This is a genomic window from Bacillus sp. mrc49 (genome assembly GCF_002803435.1).
Map to the genome: position 1 here is coordinate 704188 of NZ_PHNG01000800.1, position 18682 is coordinate 722869.

General features: G+C 41.5%; 16 protein-coding genes. 15 read left to right on the top strand and 1 reads right to left on the bottom strand.

All coding sequences use genetic code 11. The features are described from left to right. Positions 1-117: 117 nt before the first annotated feature. The 15 genes from CVN76_RS29765 to CVN76_RS32515 all read left to right on the top strand — a co-directional run bounded on the left by CVN76_RS29765 (position 118) and on the right by CVN76_RS32515 (position 17553). On the top strand, positions 118-915 hold the full coding sequence (locus CVN76_RS29765; RefSeq protein ID WP_100534145.1) for a TIGR00282 family metallophosphoesterase: 798 nt from the start codon (positions 118-120) through the stop codon (positions 913-915). A 188-nt stretch (positions 916-1103) separates the two neighbouring features. After that, positions 1104-1364, top strand: coding sequence for a stage V sporulation protein SpoVS (gene spoVS / locus CVN76_RS29770; protein WP_029281188.1), 261 nt, complete (start codon positions 1104-1106; stop codon positions 1362-1364). A gap of 124 nt (positions 1365-1488) precedes the next feature. Further along, positions 1489-2424 carry a dipeptidase gene (locus CVN76_RS29775; protein ID WP_100534146.1) on the top strand — a complete coding sequence of 312 codons (936 nt, stop codon included), beginning with the start codon at positions 1489-1491 and terminating at the stop codon, positions 2422-2424. 217 nt (positions 2425-2641) lie between these two features. Beyond that, complete coding sequence (locus tag CVN76_RS29780) at positions 2642-4399, top strand: 2-oxoacid:acceptor oxidoreductase subunit alpha (RefSeq protein WP_061144688.1); 1758 nt, start codon at positions 2642-2644, stop codon at positions 4397-4399. Beyond that, a complete protein-coding gene (locus tag CVN76_RS29785; RefSeq protein WP_100534147.1) occupies positions 4386-5252 on the top strand; it encodes a 2-oxoacid:ferredoxin oxidoreductase subunit beta in 867 nt (288 codons plus the stop codon). The genes CVN76_RS29780 and CVN76_RS29785 overlap by 14 nt, the downstream gene beginning before the upstream one ends. Before the next feature lie 218 nt (positions 5253-5470). Then, positions 5471-5632: a hypothetical protein gene (locus tag CVN76_RS31335; protein WP_157805835.1), complete on the top strand. Its 162-nt coding sequence runs from the start codon at positions 5471-5473 to the stop codon at positions 5630-5632. A gap of 228 nt (positions 5633-5860) precedes the next feature. Then, complete coding sequence (gene tdh / locus CVN76_RS29795; protein WP_442857620.1) at positions 5861-6901, top strand: L-threonine 3-dehydrogenase; 1041 nt, start codon at positions 5861-5863, stop codon at positions 6899-6901. 451 nt (positions 6902-7352) lie between these two features. Continuing rightward, positions 7353-8897 (top strand): tRNA (N6-isopentenyl adenosine(37)-C2)-methylthiotransferase MiaB, encoded by a 1545-nt coding sequence (miaB, locus tag CVN76_RS29800; RefSeq protein WP_100534149.1) that lies wholly within the window; start codon positions 7353-7355, stop codon positions 8895-8897. Position 8898: 1 nt separating this feature from the next. Then, positions 8899-9327 (top strand): RicAFT regulatory complex protein RicA family protein, encoded by a 429-nt coding sequence (locus tag CVN76_RS29805; protein WP_100534150.1) that lies wholly within the window; start codon positions 8899-8901, stop codon positions 9325-9327. A gap of 213 nt (positions 9328-9540) precedes the next feature. After that, on the top strand, positions 9541-10080 hold the full coding sequence (locus CVN76_RS29810) for an outer spore coat protein CotE (RefSeq protein WP_061144692.1): 540 nt from the start codon (positions 9541-9543) through the stop codon (positions 10078-10080). A gap of 217 nt (positions 10081-10297) precedes the next feature. Continuing rightward, a complete protein-coding gene (gene mutS, locus CVN76_RS29815; RefSeq protein WP_100534151.1) occupies positions 10298-12922 on the top strand; it encodes a DNA mismatch repair protein MutS in 2625 nt (874 codons plus the stop codon). A gap of 20 nt (positions 12923-12942) precedes the next feature. Further along, positions 12943-14889 (top strand): DNA mismatch repair endonuclease MutL, encoded by a 1947-nt coding sequence (gene mutL / locus CVN76_RS29820; protein ID WP_100534152.1) that lies wholly within the window; start codon positions 12943-12945, stop codon positions 14887-14889. A 569-nt stretch (positions 14890-15458) separates the two neighbouring features. Continuing rightward, complete coding sequence (locus CVN76_RS29825) at positions 15459-15977, top strand: hypothetical protein (protein WP_100534153.1); 519 nt, start codon at positions 15459-15461, stop codon at positions 15975-15977. A 642-nt stretch (positions 15978-16619) separates the two neighbouring features. Further along, positions 16620-16976, top strand: a complete 357-nt coding sequence (locus CVN76_RS32025; protein ID WP_232732507.1) for a M15 family metallopeptidase — start codon at positions 16620-16622, stop codon at positions 16974-16976. A gap of 409 nt (positions 16977-17385) precedes the next feature. Next, positions 17386-17553, top strand: coding sequence for a peptidoglycan-binding protein (locus CVN76_RS32515; protein WP_100534241.1), 168 nt, complete (start codon positions 17386-17388; stop codon positions 17551-17553). Positions 17554-17703: 150 nt separating this feature from the next. Here the strand turns inward: CVN76_RS32515 and CVN76_RS29840 are convergent, their stop codons facing one another. After that, positions 17704-18141: a DUF3997 domain-containing protein gene (locus CVN76_RS29840; RefSeq protein ID WP_157805836.1), complete on the bottom strand. Its 438-nt coding sequence runs from the start codon at positions 18139-18141 to the stop codon at positions 17704-17706. Between the last annotated feature and the right edge of the window lie 541 nt (positions 18142-18682).

Sequence of the window (18682 nt, forward strand, 5' to 3'; positions counted from 1 at the left end):
CTCTTCGTTTTTTCTTGTTTTTAACAGGTAACGGCTCCGATATTCATCCGATATTATGTTACAATACATACTTGATATTCTTATCACGAGAAATGTGAATCTAGAAAGGGTTTTACAATGAAACTGCTATTTATTGGAGATGTCGTAGGGTCTCTAGGCCGTGAAATGGTTCAAGAATACCTTCCGAAATTAAAGGAAAAGCATCGGCCGCATATTACGGTCATCAATGGGGAAAATGCGGCAAGTGGCCGTGGAATCACGGAAAAGATTTACCGAAACTTTTTAGAGTGGGGCGCACAGGCGGTGACAATGGGAAACCATACATGGGATAATCGCGATATATTCAATTTCATTGATGATGCGAAATATCTCGTCCGTCCAGCAAACTTTCCTGACGGTGCACCGGGAGAAGGAATGAAATTTTTAAAATTGAACCAGCAGGAAATTGCGGTCATCAATTTACAAGCCAGGACATTCATGCCGGATTTAGATTGTCCATTCAAAAAAGCGGAGGAGCTTGTGGCGATGGCGCAAAAAAGGACACCCATCATCTTTGTTGATTTTCATGGTGAAGCAACAAGCGAAAAGCAGGCTATGGGGTGGTTCCTTGATGGCAAAGTTACAGCCGTTGCCGGAACGCATACACACGTTCAGACTGCCGATAACCGCATATTGCCTGCGGGAACTGCTTACATATCGGATGTGGGCATGACAGGGCCGTATGATGGTGTCCTTGGCATGGAAAGAGGCGCGGTGCTCCAACGGTTCCTGACAAGCCTTCCTGTCCGTTTCGAGGTGCCTAAGGAGGGCAGGACCCTATTAAGTGCGATCCTTTTGGAAATCGATGACAAAACCGGTAAGGCAAAAAAAATAGATAGGATCCTCATTAATGAGGATCATCCCTTTTATCATTGATTGATTAAATGAGGTGGATGGACAGTCAAATGCTGTCCATCCATTTTTTCATTCAATATAAATCTTGTTGGACAATCCCGGTTTTCTTTGTCATACAAGTTTTACTTGATGAATATAGTAGCAGTGGAAAGTGTTATAACTATTGAGCCTATGATCATAATCGGCAGGGAAGACAAGGAGGACTAGGAATGGAAATATTAAAGGTTTCAGCAAAATCTAATCCTAATTCTGTAGCAGGCGCACTAGCGGGAGTGCTCAGGGAAAGAGGGGCAGCCGAAATTCAAGCTATCGGTGCAGGTGCGTTAAATCAAGCCGTCAAGGCAGTAGCAATCGCAAGAGGATTCGTCGCACCTAGTGGAGTTGACTTGATTTGTATTCCTGCCTTTACAGATATACTTATTGATGGTGAAGAGAGAACGGCTATTAAGTTAATCATTGAACCAAGATAACTTCATGAAGGGGTGTCCTGTTTGTCCATTGGCGAGCAGGCTCTTTTTTGTCTTAAAATGACGGTACGGATTATAATGGAACATGTAAACATTAAATGAATGGGGACAGGAAGGGGGGATCAAGTTGGCGATTTTTGATGCACATTGTGATGTGTTAATGAAGATGTTCATCGATCCGGAACTATCTTTTTTGGATAGTGACACATTACATATAACCAAGCGGGGATTATTGGATGAAGGGGGAAAAGTCCAATGTTTTGCGATATACATCCCTGAAAAAGTCCATCCGGATATGAGATTCCAGGCGGCATTGGCCATGGTTGATATTTTTCATGAAAAGATAGTATCTGAGCCAGAAATGAAATTCGTAAAGACGAAGTCTGACATTGAATCTCTTAAAGAAACTGAAATCGGTGCAGTGCTGACGCTGGAAGGGTGCGATTGCATCGGGAATGATTTATTGAAACTGAAAACGCTCCTTCACCTTGGCGTTACCTCTGTGGGGCTAACATGGAATCACGCGAACTTGGTAGCTGATGGGGCATTGGAAACGAGGGGAGCGGGTTTAACGGATTTTGGGGCAGAGGTGGTGGCCTTGCTAAATGAGAAGGCAATTTGGTGCGACGTATCTCATTTATCAGAAGCTGGATTTTGGGACACCATAAAGAGGGCGGAATTTCCCATTGCCTCCCATTCCAATGCACATTCTCTTTGTTCCCATCCGCGAAATTTAAAAGACAGCCAAATAAGAGCCCTTTTACAAAAAAACGGAGTGATTGGGGTAACCTTTGTCCCGCAATTTTTATCCAATGGAGACTCCGCTTCGATAAAGGATATTGTGGGGCATATAGACCATATATGCAGTTTAGGGGGAGAGCATCAAATTGGATTGGGATCGGACTTTGATGGCATCGATCATATGGTGGAAAATCTAACCTCATATAAGGATTATCATATTTTGATCAATGAATTGAACAGGCTTTATTCCAGTGAGTTTGTCAAAGGGCTTCTTTTTGGGAATTTCGCCAGTCACTTTCCTGGAAAAACGGAAAGATTTTAGAAGATTTTTAATTCATACTATATAGATATGAATAAATATTCTGAAAATATAAAAAATAGAATCAAAAAGGTTGCAATTTAATGATTTAACCGATAGAATTGAAAGCGTTTAGTACACCTTTCCTAAATTAGAACGATTTAATTTACATAAACGAATGTTCTGAAGAGAGGTGCATTTAAATGCATTTATATACGAACGTTCTAAAGGAGTGTAAGACATGATCAATCAACTTTCATGGAAAGTTGGCGGACAACAAGGTGAAGGTATTGAAAGTACAGGAGAGATTTTCTGTATCGCCCTCAATCGCTTAGGATATTACTTGTATGGCTACCGTCATTTCTCATCCCGAATCAAGGGTGGACACACGAATAATAAAATTCGTGTAAGTACTACCGAAACTCGTGCTATCTCTGATGATTTAGACATCTTAGTCGCTTTTGACCAAGAAACGATTGACGTCAATTATAAAGAATTACATGAGGGTGGCATCATAATCGCGGATGCAAAATTCAAACCTGTCTGCCCAGAAGATACGAAGGCAGAATTATATATTGTTCCATTTACTGAAATTGCAGCAGAACTAGGAACATCATTAATGAAAAACATGGTTGCCATCGGTGCGACTTGTGCAGTCCTTGGAATGGAAATTTCCGTTTTCAACGATGTTGTTGATGAAATCTTCGGCCGTAAAGGCGAAGAAATCGTCAAGAAGAACATGGATGCCATTACCGCTGGCTACAAGGCAATGGAAGTATTGCTTGGAGAAAAACTGGGTGCAATGGAGCTGGAAAAGGCAGATGGACAAAAACGATTGTTCATGATCGGTAACGATGCCATCGCATTGGGCGCAGTTGCAGGCGGTTGCCGCTTCATGGCGGCCTATCCAATTACCCCCGCTTCGGAAATCATGGAATACCTGATTAAAAAACTTCCGCAATTGGGCGGGACGGTCATCCAGACTGAAGATGAAATTGCGGCAGCTACAATGGCGATAGGGGCAAACTATGGCGGTGTTCGTGCCATCACGGCTTCAGCTGGTCCTGGACTATCCTTGAAGATGGAAGCGATTGGTTTGGCTGGCATTACCGAAACGCCGATCGTCATTGTCGATACGCAACGTGGCGGTCCATCCACTGGGCTTCCTACGAAGCAGGAGCAATCGGATTTGATGGCCATGATTTACGGCACACACGGTGAAATCCCTAAAATCGTCATGGCTCCAAGTACAGTTGAGGAAGCTTTTTATGATACGGCAGAAGCATTCAACCTTGCAGAAGAATATCAATGCCCAGTCATCGTATTATCGGACTTGCAGCTTTCTTTAGGTAAACAGACGGTTCAGCCGCTTGATTACAGTAAAGTGGAAATAAGGCGCGGGAAATTGGTGGACCATGAAATTGAAGAGTCTGAAAACAAGTCCTACTTCAAGCGCTATGAAGTCACGCAAGACGGCGTTTCACCTCGAGTCGTACCTGGTATGAAAAACGGTATCCACCATGTTACGGGAGTTGAGCATGATGAAACCGGAAGACCTTCGGAGACGGCTTTGAATCGTAAGGCGCAAATGGATAAACGGATGCGTAAGCTGGATAACTTAACGAATACATTCAATACACCGGTATACAAAAAAACTCCGCATGAAGAGGCGGATTTATTAATACTTGGTTTTAATTCCACACGCGGGACGATCGACGAAGCGATCGGCCGATTAGAAACGGATGGCATGAAAGTGAACCATGCGCAAATCCGTTTGATACACCCATTCCCTGCTGATGAAGTCCTTTCTTTAGTGCAAGCGGCGAAGAAGGTAGTGGTTATCGAAAATAATGCGACTGGACAATTGGCTAATATCATCAAGATGAATGTCGGACATGTCAATAAAATCAAAAGCATCCTAAAATATGATGGAAATCCATTCCTCCCGCATGAAATTCACACACAATGCAAGGAGATGTTCGAATATGGCAACGTTTAAAGAGTTCCGTAATGATGTAAAACCTAACTGGTGCCCTGGTTGCGGGGATTTCTCCGTTCAGGCTGCCATGCAGCGCGCGGCGGCTAATGTAGGGTTGGAACCAGAGAATTTGGCTGTCGTTTCCGGTATTGGCTGTTCAGGCCGGATATCTGGTTACATCAAGTCATATGGTTTCCACGGCATCCATGGCCGCTCACTTCCAATCGCACAAGGAGTGAAAATGGCCAACCGTGAATTGACCGTTATAGCCTCTGGCGGTGACGGAGATGGCTTTGCAATCGGGATGGGTCATACCATCCATGCGATCCGCCGTAATATCGACATTACGTATATCGTCATGGATAACCAAATCTATGGATTGACAAAAGGCCAGACTTCCCCTCGATCAGCGGCAGGGTTCAAAACGAAGTCCACGCCGGAAGGATCGATTGAGCAGGCTGTTTCACCAATGGAATTGGCATTATCCGCCGGCGCAACCTTTGTTGCCCAAAGCTTTTCCACTGACCTGAAGGACTTGACGGCAATCATTGAAGCGGGAATCAATCATAAAGGTTTTTCCTTCATCAATGTGTTCTCTCCTTGTGTAACATATAACAAAATCAATACGTATGATTGGTTTAAACAAAACTTAACGAAATTGAATACGATCGAAGGTTACGATTCTACAAATAAAGAACAGGCCATGCAGACGCTGATGAAGCATGACAGCCTTGTGACGGGGATTATCTATCAAGACCCTTCACGACCTTCTTACCAGGAATTGGTCCCTGGATATGCTGAAGAAGCTTTGAACAAATCTGACCTGACTCTGGATCAAGCTCATTTTGATAAGCTTGTTGCAGAATTCATGTGAAAAATGAAAAGGGTTCACCCCTCAAGATGGGGTGAACCCTTTTTGTGTTCTATTGAAAAGCTGTTACAAGAGGGTTTCCTCATCCTCTCAGGTTTAGCTTACCAAAAGTTACGATTACATCCGCAGCCGAATGAGAAGAAATTGCAACGATTTCTTCTACAACAACAGTTGTTATTGTTATTGTTGTTGTTGTTGTTGTTGTTGTTGTTGTGATGGTGATGATGGTGCTGCACGCGGTTACAATCACGGTCATTATCGCGGTCCCGATCACGATCGTTGTCGCGTTTTTGACAACCTTTCACCGCACGACAAAAATCGTCTGCAATCCGATCGTTATCGTTATTGTTGTTGTTATTATGGTGGTGATTATTGTTACATGACATATAAGTCACTCCTTGGTTTGTTTTTTTGTTGTACAAGATATCTTATTCAATAGCGGACAAGATGCTATAGAAACATGACCCATTTAATAAAAATGTACGTATGCCCCCTAAATCCAATGAAGGCTGGTACACAAGCGATTATGGTATTTTTTAGAGTAGTATTTCATACATTTACATATTAAGGATGATGAAAGAAACAGCCCTATTTCAGGGGGAATGTACATGTTGAGAGGTAAAATGAATGCAGTTGTCAAACATCACCGAGGTTATGGAGCACAACTGCAGGTTGTCGATATTCCTGAATTTCGTGAGGACGAGGTTTTGATTCGGGTAAACATGGCTTCAATCTGCGGAACGGACATCCATATATACACTTGGGATAAATGGTCACAGGGAAGAGTGAAACCGCCATATGTATTCGGACATGAATTTTCTGGGGAAGTAGTGGCAGTAGGAGCAAATGTGGCCAATGTATCAGTTGGTGATTCTGTTTCTGCAGAAACACATATTGTTTGCGGTAGATGCCGGCAATGTTTAACGGGGCAGTTTCATATTTGTAAACATACAAGCATAATCGGTGTCGATACACATGGGTGCTTTTCGGAGTATGTGGCGCTGCCGGCCAAGAACCTATGGAAAAATCCAATCGATATGCCCACCGACATTGCTACCATCCAAGAACCGATGGGGAATGCTGTCCATTCCGTGCTTGCTGGCGATGTACTTGGCAAAACGGTAGCCATCATTGGTTGTGGACCGATTGGGCTGATGGCAGTGGCCGTGGCAAAGGCCGCGGGAGCTGACAAAGTGATCGCTCTTGATATAAATGAATATCGCCTTCAGCTTGCAAAAAAGATGGGAGCTACCCACCTCATTCAATCGAATAAGGATGACCCTTTGGAGATCATCCAACGGCTTACAAATACGGACGGGGTGGATGTGGTTTGTGAAATGAGCGGCAATCCAGCAGCAATCGATCAAGGGTTTAAGATGGTGACAAATGGTGGAAGGGTATCCATCCTAAGTTTGCCAGCGCAGCCCGTCATGCTCAATATAACCGAGGATATTGTCTTCAAGGGCCTTACTGTCCAAGGAATCACCGGCAGGAAAATGTTCTCAACCTGGCAGCAGGTGTCAAGTTTGCTAGGAAGCGGGAAAGTGGATGTAAAACCGATGATTACGCACCGCTTCTCATTAAGCGACTTTGAAAAGGGCTTTGATTTGATGATAAAAGGTCAATGTGGCAAGGTACTCCTGATTCCCTAAGAGATAAAAGAATTCATATAGAAACGGCACAAACTCGCGAGTAAAAGGCCCGAATTGGCGAGAAAAGCGGCCAAACTCGCGAGTAAAAGGCCCAAATTGGCGAGTAAAGCCCAAACTCACGAGAAAAGCTTCAGAAGCGAGAGTAAAAGGGATAAATTCGAGGAATGGCGTTTTCCTCTATTTTCAAAATGTTAGGAATTAGGCTTCCTCCTTTGTGTTCTTAAATTACCTTGAATGTTAAATATTCCTTACAATTGCGGAGGACATGACAGAATGATTGTTTCTTGTTCTTAAAAGCTTTATACTAAGTTAATGTGGGTATATCACACTAAAAAACGTACCATGACTGGTAATTTCAAAAATGAAAGCTGCATAAAAGCGTTTGTAGCAAGATAGGTGTTGTAATAGTTGGTAATAGAAATAAACTAACTATTTTGAAAGGAGAATAACCATGAACGAGAAACAAAGATTAGAATCACAGCAAGTGAATGCTGAAAATCCAGCGGACAAAAAATCCGATAAGGATTACAGCAAATACTTTCAAGCGGTTTATATTCCGCCTTCTTTAAAAGATGCGAAAAAGCGCGGGAAAGAAGAAGTGGAATATCATGATGATTTTGCAATTCCAGAAGCATTCCGCGGAATGGGAGAAGGCAAAAAATTCTATATTCGTACATATGGCTGCCAAATGAACGAACATGATACGGAAGTTATGGCGGGCATTTTTACGGCACTTGGCTATCAGCCGACAAACACGGTCGATGATGCTAATGTCATTTTACTTAACACATGTGCGATCAGGGAAGGCGCAGAGAATAAAGTATTTGGTGAGTTGGGACATCTGAAATCATTGAAGTTGGAAAAGCCGGACTTATTGCTTGGTGTATGCGGCTGTATGTCCCAGGAAGAATCAGTCGTCAAGCGGATTCTTGAAAAGCACCACTTTGTGGATATGATCTTCGGAACCCATAATATCCACCGTCTGCCGCAAATTCTTAATGAAGCTTATCTTTCCAAGGAAATGGTCATTGAGGTTTGGTCCAAAGAAGGCGATGTAATTGAAAACCTTCCAAAGATACGAAAAGGAAAAACGAAGGCATGGGTCAATATCATGTATGGCTGTGACAAGTTTTGTACATATTGCATCGTACCTTATACAAGAGGGAAAGAAAGAAGCCGCAGACCGGAAGATATCATCCAGGAAGTACGTCATCTTGCCGCTCAGGGCTACAAAGAAATTACGTTACTCGGACAGAATGTCAACGCATATGGGAAAGATTTTACCGATATTGAATATCGTTTTGGTGATTTGATGGATGAAATCCGCAAAATCGACATTCCGAGAATTCGTTTCACGACGAGTCATCCCCGAGACTTTGATGATCACTTGATTGAAGTTCTCGCTAAAGGCGGCAATCTTGTCGATCATATTCACCTTCCTGTTCAATCGGGAAGTACCGACACACTAAAAATCATGGCTCGCAAATATACACGGGAACAGTATTTGGAGCTAGTAAAGAAGATTAAGGAAGCCATTCCGAGTGCATCATTAACGACTGATATCATTGTAGGCTATCCGAATGAAACGGAAGAGCACTTTGAAGAAACGATGTCTTTATATCGCGAAGTCGGGTTTGATGCAGCATATACTTACATTTATTCGCCACGTGAAGGGACACCGGCTGCTAAAATGCAGGATAACGTACCTATGGAAGTGAAAAAGGAGCGCCTGCAGCGCTTGAATGCCCTCGTTAATGACACGTGCGCCTTGAAAATGAAAGAGTATGACGGGCAAGTTGTTGAAGTGCTGGTAGAGGGTGAAAGCAAGAAGAATGCGGAAGTATTAGCAGGTTATACAACGAAAAATAAGCTCGTGAACTTCAAAGGACCAAAATCTTCCATCGGTCAAATCGTGAAAGTGAAAATCACTGGAACGAAAACATGGTCACTAAACGGAGATATGGTTGAAGAAGCAGCGGCAATCGAGGTGGAGTAAGATGACGAAATATACTAAAGATGACATTCTGACAAAAGCGGCAGAGCTTGCAGAAATGATTGCCAGCACGGAAGAAGTCGATTTCTTTAAACGGGCAGAAGCTCACATCAATGAAAATCAAAAAATCCGCGAGATGATTGCCAGTATTAAAAGTTTGCAAAAACAGGCGGTCAATTTCCAGCATTATGGCAAGGATAAGGCGTATAACCAAGTTCAGACCAAAATCGATGCACTGGAAAAACAATTGGATGAGCTTCCTATCGTCCAGCAATTCAAACAATCTCAAGTTGATGTAAATGATCTATTGCAAATGGTTTCGTCACAAGTATCGAATAAGGTAACGGACCTGATCATTGAAGCTACTGAAGGCGACATCCTTCGCGGCGAAACAGGTTCACACGTACAAGCTGGCGGCGGAAGCTGTTCATGAATATCAAAAAGCCCTTCTGATAAATAGAAGGGCTTTTTTAACACCCGGAAATCCTTATACAGCGCCCATTCGTGACACATATCCCAAAACATGCGCATAAAATAACCTAGGTTTAAAACATTACAGCAGTTTTCAAACAAAAAAAATTCTACGCACACTAGACTTTTACCACGCATAGGATGAATGGAAACTGTATGAGGAGGGTTCGCTAGCATGTCACAATATAGAGAGATAATTACTAAAGCGGTGGTGGCAAAGGGACGTAAATTCACAAAGTCCTCTCACACCATTTGCCCGGCTCATCATCCTTCTAGCATTCTAGGTTGTTGGATCATCAACCATAAATACGATGCCAAGAAAGTCGGCAAAAAGGTAGAAATTCACGGCAGCTACGAAATCAACGTTTGGTATTCCTATAACCATAATTCAAAAACGGAAGTTGTCACTGAAAAGGTGCAATATACCGACGTGATTTCGCTGAAATACCGTGATCCCGATTGCCTTGATGACCATGAAATCGTTGCAAAAGCTGTCCAACAGCCGAATTGCTTAGAAGCTTGCATCTCGCCATGCGGACAAAAAATCATTGTTCACGTGGAAAGGGAATTCTTTGTGGAGGTCGTCGGCGAAACGAAAATTTGTGTCGCCGTTAGTCCAGATGGCCGCTGTGAAGATGACTGGGGCTGTGATTTCGATGATGAGGAATTCGAAGATTTAGATCCGGATTTCCTAGATGAATTCGAAGACGAATAAAATATAGAAAGTAACTACCGGATGACACATTTTCATCCGGTTTTATTTATTTTGGATCGGGACGAGTCCATCCCAGAGTTGGCCGACATGTCCCGTTATTTTCACTGCGGATCGAGTTTCCATGCAATTTTGAATACAGGCAATGTTGCTTTCTCGTATGTTATAATGAAGGATATGAATGAGAAAATAGATTATAGTTTGGAAAGGTTTTGAAGGAATGGCTGGATATACTCCGATGATACAGCAATATTTAAAAATTAAGGCAGAGTATCAAGATGCCTTTTTATTTTTTCGTTTAGGCGATTTTTATGAGATGTTTTTTGATGATGCATTGAATGCCTCCCAGGAGCTTGAAATCACATTGACGAGCCGGGAAGGCGGAAGTGAAGACCGAATTCCGATGTGCGGCATTCCATATCACTCGGCTGCTAACTATATTGATATCTTGATAGAAAAAGGATTCAAAGTAGCTATATGTGAACAGACGGAAGATCCAAAACAAGCAAAAGGTGTAGTCCGCAGGGAAGTGGTCCAGCTGATTACACCGGGAACGAAAATGGATAGCAAAGGCCTTCGTGAAAAGGAAAATAACTATATTGCCACCATCACTTCTTTTCCTGATGGTCCATTCGGATTTGGATACAATGATCTTTCGACAGGGGAAAATAAGGTCACTTTGATTGAGAGTTTCGACGAAGTTCTCAATGAATTCGCGATACTTGGTGCGAGCGAAGTGGTCATTGCAGATGATTTCAATGAAGAATGGAAAAAAAAGCTGCAAGAACGGGGAGCCGCGGCCCTATCGATCGAGAATAACCTGATCGAAAGCGAGTCGTTCCTTTCCTTGCTGCAGCAATTGAAAGACCCAAAACAAGCTGCAACCACCTCCCGTTTGTTGAATTACTTATACCGTACACAAAAGCGCAGCCTGGATCATTTACAGCCAGTACTGGCTTATGAGACGTCACAATATATGAAAATCGATTATTATAGTAAACGGAATTTGGAATTGACTGAAACCATCCGTTCCAAAGGAAAGAAGGGTTCACTATTATGGCTGCTTGATGAGACGAAAACGGCGATGGGCGGAAGGCTGCTGAAACAATGGATTGACAGGCCGCTCATTAATAAAAAACAGATCGAGCGGAGGCAGAGCCTTGTTGAAACCTTGAAAAATCAATACTTCGAACGGCAGGATTTACGTGAACGACTGAAGGAAGTCTACGACCTGGAGCGGCTTGCCGGAAGGGTCGCTTTTGGTAATGTAAATGCAAGGGACCTGATTCAGTTGAAACGCTCTTTGCAACAAGTTCCAATCATCCGTGAAATTGTCAAGTCGATGGCCTCCAATCAGGAAATATCGGTTCTTGCCGGGAAATTGGATCCGTGTGAAGAAGTGACGGATCTGCTGGAAACTGCGTTGGTTGAAAATCCCCCGTTGTCCGTAAAGGAAGGGAATATCATCCAGGACGGTTTCCATGAGGAGCTGGATACATACAGGGATGCCAGCCGAAACGGAAAAACGTGGATTGCCCAGCTGGAACGCCAAGAGCGCGAACGCACTGGAATCAAATCATTGAAGATCGGTTATAATCGTGTGTTTGGCTATTATATCGAAGTCACACGGGCCAATTTGCATTTGCTTGAAGAAGGGCGCTATGAACGGAAGCAAACGTTAACGAATGCTGAACGCTATATTACCCCTGAATTAAAAGAAAAGGAAGCTTTGATTTTACAAGCAGAAGAAAAGAGCATTGGTCTGGAATATGACTTATTCCTCAATCTGCGTGAAGAGGTCAAAAGCTATATCCCCCGTTTACAGGAGTTAGCCAAAGGCGTCAGTGAACTGGATGTCCTTCAATGCTTTGCGACGATCAGTGAAGAACGTCATTATGTGAAGCCTGTCTTTTCGGATAGCCGGAGAATCGTTTTGAAGGAAGGACGTCATCCGGTAGTGGAGAAAGTGCTCCAATCACAGGAGTATGTCCCCAATGACTGCATGATGGATGGTGAGCGGGAGCTGCTTCTGATAACAGGCCCGAATATGTCGGGGAAAAGCACATATATGCGTCAGGTTGCGCTGACATCGATTTTGGCGCAAATCGGCTGCTTCGTTTCGGCAAGCATAGCCGAATTGCCTATTTTTGATAAAGTGTTTACCCGGATCGGCGCGGCAGATGATTTGATTTCAGGTCAGAGTACATTCATGGTCGAGATGCTTGAAGCGAGAAATGCGATTATGAATGCAACCGAAAATAGCTTGATATTATTTGATGAGATCGGGCGGGGTACATCCACTTATGATGGGATGGCACTTGCTCAGGCCATCATTGAATATATACATGAGGAAATTGGGGCAAAGACCCTTTTTTCAACGCATTATCACGAATTGACTATCCTGGCATCGGAATTGCCTAAGTTAAGTAATATCCATGTCAGTGCTATTGAGCAGAACGGAAACGTCGTTTTCCTTCATAAAATCAAAGAAGGGCCAGCGGATAAAAGCTACGGAATCCATGTTGCCAAGCTTGCTGATTTACCGAAGCCGTTAATTGAGCGGGCGGCAGCCATATTAGCACATTTGGAGGAGGAAAATGGACAAGCAAAGGCCATGCCTGAACAGCCGGTTGATCTGGTAAAAGCCCCTATTGCCGAAGTGGTTCCGGAATCTGCCGATGAGGCACAGCTTTCCTTCTTTGGCGAAGAGGCTCCTAGAGGAAAAGCGACCTCCTCACCTAAGGAAAAAAAGGTGCTGGATGATATTAAATCTCTTGATATTCTTGAAATGACGCCGCTGGAGGCGATGAATATCCTTTATAAATTGCAGAAGAAACTTAAATGAAATAAAGCGAGGCGATGGAAATGGGAAAAATCATACAGCTGGACGAGTCTTTATCGAATAAAATCGCAGCCGGCGAAGTTGTAGAACGCCCTGCCTCAGTCGTAAAGGAACTGGTTGAAAACGCCATTGATGCAAACAGCACAATCATTGAAATTGAATTGATCGAGGCGGGACTTGGCTCGATTCGGATTGTGGATAACGGCGATGGGATTTTGGCTGATGATGTAGAGGCAGCATTCAAACGGCACGCCACAAGTAAAATAAAGGATGAAAATGACTTGTTCCGAATTCGAACGCTAGGTTTCCGCGGTGAAGCGATGCCAAGTATCGCTTCCGTTTCCCGCTTCGAAATGAAAACAAGCACAGGCGATGGGGCAGGTACGCGCATCCTTCTCGAAGGCGGCATGGTCAGTGAACTTGAAGCTTCGTCGAGCCGTAAAGGAACGGATATCCTCGTTTCCGATCTATTTTACAATACACCTGCAAGATTGAAATATATGAAAACCATTCATACAGAGCTTGGAAATATCACCGATGTCGCCAATAGGCTCGCCCTTTCGCACCCGGATGTTTCGATACGATTATCACACAATGAAAAGCGTATCCTGCATACGAATGGTAACGGTGATGTCAGGCAGGTGCTGGCGGCCATCTATGGTATGAATATTGCCAAAAAGATGATCCCTGTTCAAGCAAGCTCACTGGATTTCACGATATCTGGCTATATCGTGATGCCTGAGATCACCCGGGCTTCAAGGAATTATATTTCAACCATGATAAACGGCCGTTTCATCAAAAACTATGCACTTGTGAAGGCCATCCTTGATGGATATCATACGCTTCTGCCGATTGGCCGCTTTCCGATTGCCTTGCTGAATATTGAAATGGATCCGATACTTGTCGACGTCAACGTCCATCCATCAAAAATGGAGGTAAGGCTCAGCAAGGAACAGGAACTGTACAGTTTAGTATCGGAAACGATCAAATCTGCGTTTAAGAAGCTATCCCTCATTCCAAGCGGGTATGCACCGCCTGCCCCTAAGCCGGAACAGGCAAAGAGTGAGCAAACAACGCTGGATTTGGACCATGTCGTGGAGAGCGGCAAGCGTGTTCTTGAAGAAGCGAAGAAAGAAGCGTCACTTTTGAAGGATACATTGATCCGTGAAAAGCAGGAACAAAAGAATCATGAGGCTTTCATTTCGGATTTCAATCTAGAACCAATCAAGGAATTGATCTACAGCAATGAGGAACAGCAGCAAATGGCCGACGTCTATATCCCGGTATTGCCAGAGGGAGAAAGCAAACCATATTACGAATCGGCTGAAAAGTATACCACCTACACAGTCGAGCTAGAGGAAGAAGTCGAAGAGGACGAATCGGCAAGCCGGGTCCCGCCGATGTATCCAATTGGGCAGATGCATGGAACATATATATTCGCCCAAAACGAAAATGGCTTATATATCATCGATCAACATGCCGCCCAGGAACGGATCAAATATGAATATTTTAAAGAAAAAGTCGGGCAAGTCGAAAATGAGCTGCAAGATATGCTCGTCCCGATCACGCTTGAATTTTCGACAGACCAATGCATCAGGATAAATGAATATCAGCATGAGCTGGAAAAAGTCGGCGTCTACTTAGAGGAGTTTGGCTACAACGCCTATATTGTCCGGTCACATCCGCAATGGTTCCCAAAAGGGATTGAACAGGAAATCCTGGAAGAAATGATCGAACAACTACTGTCGATGAAAAAGGTCGACATCAAAAAACTGCGCGAAGAAGCAGCCATCATGATGAGCTGCAAAGCCTCCATCAAGGCAAACCGCCATCTGCGTAATGACGAAATACAAGCACTGCTCGATGAACTAAGAAGGACGACCGATCCCTTCACATGCCCGCACGGAAGGCCCATCATCATCTCCTATTCCATTTACGAAATGGAGAAAATGTTCAAACGGGTCATGTAAGTAAAAGCAATGGAGAACCCTGATGAAAAGGGGTTCTTCATTGCTTTTTTCGTTAAATGACCACATTCATAGGTCCATGCCCTTTTTTTTCTAGAGCTTTTGAAAAGTTTTCTGCAGAGGAGTCCTGTATATTCTGAGTAACATGACTATATTTGTCTAATGTTAAAGGGGCTTGTGGGTGTCCTAATCTTTCTGATACCACTTTTGAAGTTTCTCCGATTTTCAAAAATCTCTTCAAGCCCTATTAAAAAAGGAATAAATTAACCACGTACAATATTTAGATTGTCATACAGCTAAATTAGCGATTTTCCAATTTATTAAAGGTGGGTATAACCGAAAAAGAATTAATGATAGCGTTGGCTATCAAACCCCACGAGCCGTTGTAGATCGAATTAGGAATACAGCTTAAGATTTAACTTTTTAGTGTCGAAAATATTGACTTAAATCCAAAGTTTAAAAGGTCGACCCAGTATAACGTTGTAAAAAAATTGGTTGAATATGTAATTTAGTTAAGATATACTTGTTTCGTGTTTCACTGTGAGTGTGAATACATATAAGGAGGGGATATAATGACATTACACCATTATATAGCTGCTGAAAAAAAACTTCCTATGGGTAGCTTTGGATTAAATGCAACAGATATAGAGGTAGATAAAGTAAGACTACCCGGAAAGAAATACAAAAATAGAGTGTACGATAAAGAGAGAGTAAGTGTTTATCAAACTGAAGATACTTCTCTAGGTATTGAAGTCATTGAAGTGGATAACGGCTATAAAGAAGTAAACAAGCATTTTAATCATTCTTTGGTTTATGAAGTAGTGGGATATTTACAAAATCCAGGAAAAAGTATAAAAGAACTATTTAAATATGTAGATCAAAACTTATCTGAAGGGGAATCAATTGAAGTTTATTCCTGCTTAGATGGTGAGGAACAAAAACCTAGAGACAACAATTTAGATGTTGTAATAAACTTAAAAACATATCAGTTAGGTAAGCATATTAAATTGGATAAAAAGAAATATCTACAACAACTTGGAGAATCTTTCAAGTTAGAAAACAAACAATTTATTCAAGTGATTAAAGAGTGAATATTCAAATATTACTATAAAAAAACTCACAAACCTTAGGTTAGTGAGTTTTTTTATAGTAATGGTGTTATTTTAAAATTTATCATAACCACCCTAGTTTTGTGTAATTTTGATTTTGTTTAATATTCCCAGTAAAATATATGTCGAAAGACAAAATAATATATCGAAAATGGTAGGTAGGAGGTGATAGATGAGAAAATAGTATAAAAACACAGGAATTTAGGAGGGGTTTATTTTTCGAAAAATAGTACTTATTGTGGTTTTTTTTGATTTTCTTAACATGTACAACGCTAGTAATATTAAAAAATAATTCTGTTGAGAATGATGATAAGAAAAAGGAAATAGTATTAGTAAACTAAAAAGTTGTGCCTGTTTCTTAACTTTGTAAGATTGTAATTCTTCAATCCTCTCATTAGTAATAGAAATATTTCTTTTTCCGCTATGTGTTTTAGGTGTTTGTAAAACAAGGCCTTGACCTGAAATATAATAAAGGGAGTGCTGCACAAGAAAGCCAAGGAATAAGAAGAAGTGTTGAAAAATCAAGGATTAAAATGAGTGCCCACCGGGTGGCTTTTTATTATGAATGAACATGAAAAGGATATATGAAAATTACAAACCTTACTGGATAGATCAGTTATAAAAATGGGAGTTCGGATTAATTCGGTTGTGAAGGCCTCTGCACTTGAGGTGATTAGAAAAGCGTATAAGGAAGGGATTTACGTCCAAAAAAGTTCAGGTTATCGCTCAATGGAAGAACAAGCTACACTAAATGGTCAAAGTCGTCTTTATAGCTACAATGGTAAAAATTATAGCAATTTAGCCAAGCCAAAAGTGACGCAAGCGAAACGTGGACAATCTATTCACAATTTTGGATATGCCATTGATTATTTTCTTGTTAGTGATGATGGAAAAACAGCATTGTGGACTGTAAATGCGAAATGGAGACGAGTAGCTGCCATTGGGAAAGAACTTGGCTTTGAATGGGGAGGAGATTGGTAAGGCTTTAAAGATTATCCGCATTTAGAAAAGACAGGTGGCTTGTCCTTTACACAGCTGCAGGCCGGCAAAAGACCGAATCTAACCTTGAAATTTAAGTCAGGTTCAGAAGCAATTGTTGCTGAGCCAACTAAAAAAGAAGTAGCTCCTGAGGTAAGTAAGAAGCCCTTCAAAGGCAAAGGAGATAACACTATTATTTCCATTCAGAAGACATTAAATAGTCGATATGGTTGTAATCTCATTGTTGGACGGTATAATTGGATCTAAAACTAAGTCAGCACTTAGCTAAGCATTAAAAACAGAACTTAACAAGCAATATAATAGAAAACTTGTTGTGGAGGGAAAATGGGGAGCTAAGACGAAGGCGGCCATTGTCACTGTTCAAAAGGGTTGAAAAGGCAATCTCACTTGGATTCTACAGGCTGCACTTTATCTTGAAGGATCACTTGATTCCACCTTTGGGACAAATACCCAAAAGGCGCTGAAGAAACTTCAAGGTAAAAAGGGTTTATTCGTAGAGGGGAAGCAGGTGAAAATACAGTTGCTAAATTATTTGCATGATAAAGTTGCTAGTATTTAAACACAAAATAATAATACGGTAATATTTTCTACAAGCACTCAATCATCATCATTTTAGAAGCCCTTACACTTTACTGAGTAGGGGCTTCTATATCCATTTATACAATTATGATATAACATATATTAGTTTTAGCATTAATACAATTTTTGCTCAGCGAATATCTTCTACATTTTTCAACTTAATATCTTTTGATATACTTAACTCGGATTTTTTATCAACAAAGTTTTGTTCATCTAATGGTCCAGTTACCACTCCAGTTTTAATATCTATTATCCAATAATGATAGTTTTCCGTAGCTGGAATCTCTGTATTATTAGTATTTTCGGGGTCATCCAATAATACAACTTGCTTAGCTAAAATGAAATTTTTATCCCATCCAACTTCCACAACTTTTACTGGTACAGCTGCACTGTCCCAAGAACCTTCACTAATTTTAGGGCTAATAGTAACTTGATGCTCTGATGTGCTAACTATAGAATAACTCCCTGGTAAATCAACTTCATAATCCGATAGACCTGAACATCCAGCTAGCGAACAATAAAAACATAGAAAAATAAAAATATATTTTAAACCACTCGTTAACCGCACTAAAAACCCTCCTTTTTTCTTTTTTACCAATGTATCACTAAATCTATCAAACTTTTTTTGAGAACTTTAAACTCATTACAAAAACACTAAACAGCCGTTAGATATGTAATCTCTTTGTGGATAGTATTCCCTCTAAAACTAAGTTAGCCCTCATGAAAGCATTACAGACAGAACTTAACAAGCAATTTAAAAACTTGTTGTGGACGGGACATGGGGAGCTAAAACTAAAGCAGCCATTGTTACCCTTGAAAAAGGCGCGAAAGGCAATCTTACTTGGATAATACAAGCAGCGCTTTACACGAAAGGATATAACCCTGGATCACTTGATTCCATCTTTGGAAAGGCCACAGAAACGGCATTAGAATAATTCCAGAAAGCTAAAAAGATTACGGCAGATAAGAAGGCTGGCAAAGCTTCTTTCACTGAATTATTTGCTGCATAAATAAAAAAACATTGGAGAAAGAATAATTATGGTATTAACTCCACAGGTACCTCCATTAAAAATGCCCTTACTCGCTGTGAGATAATTAGAGGTAATAAT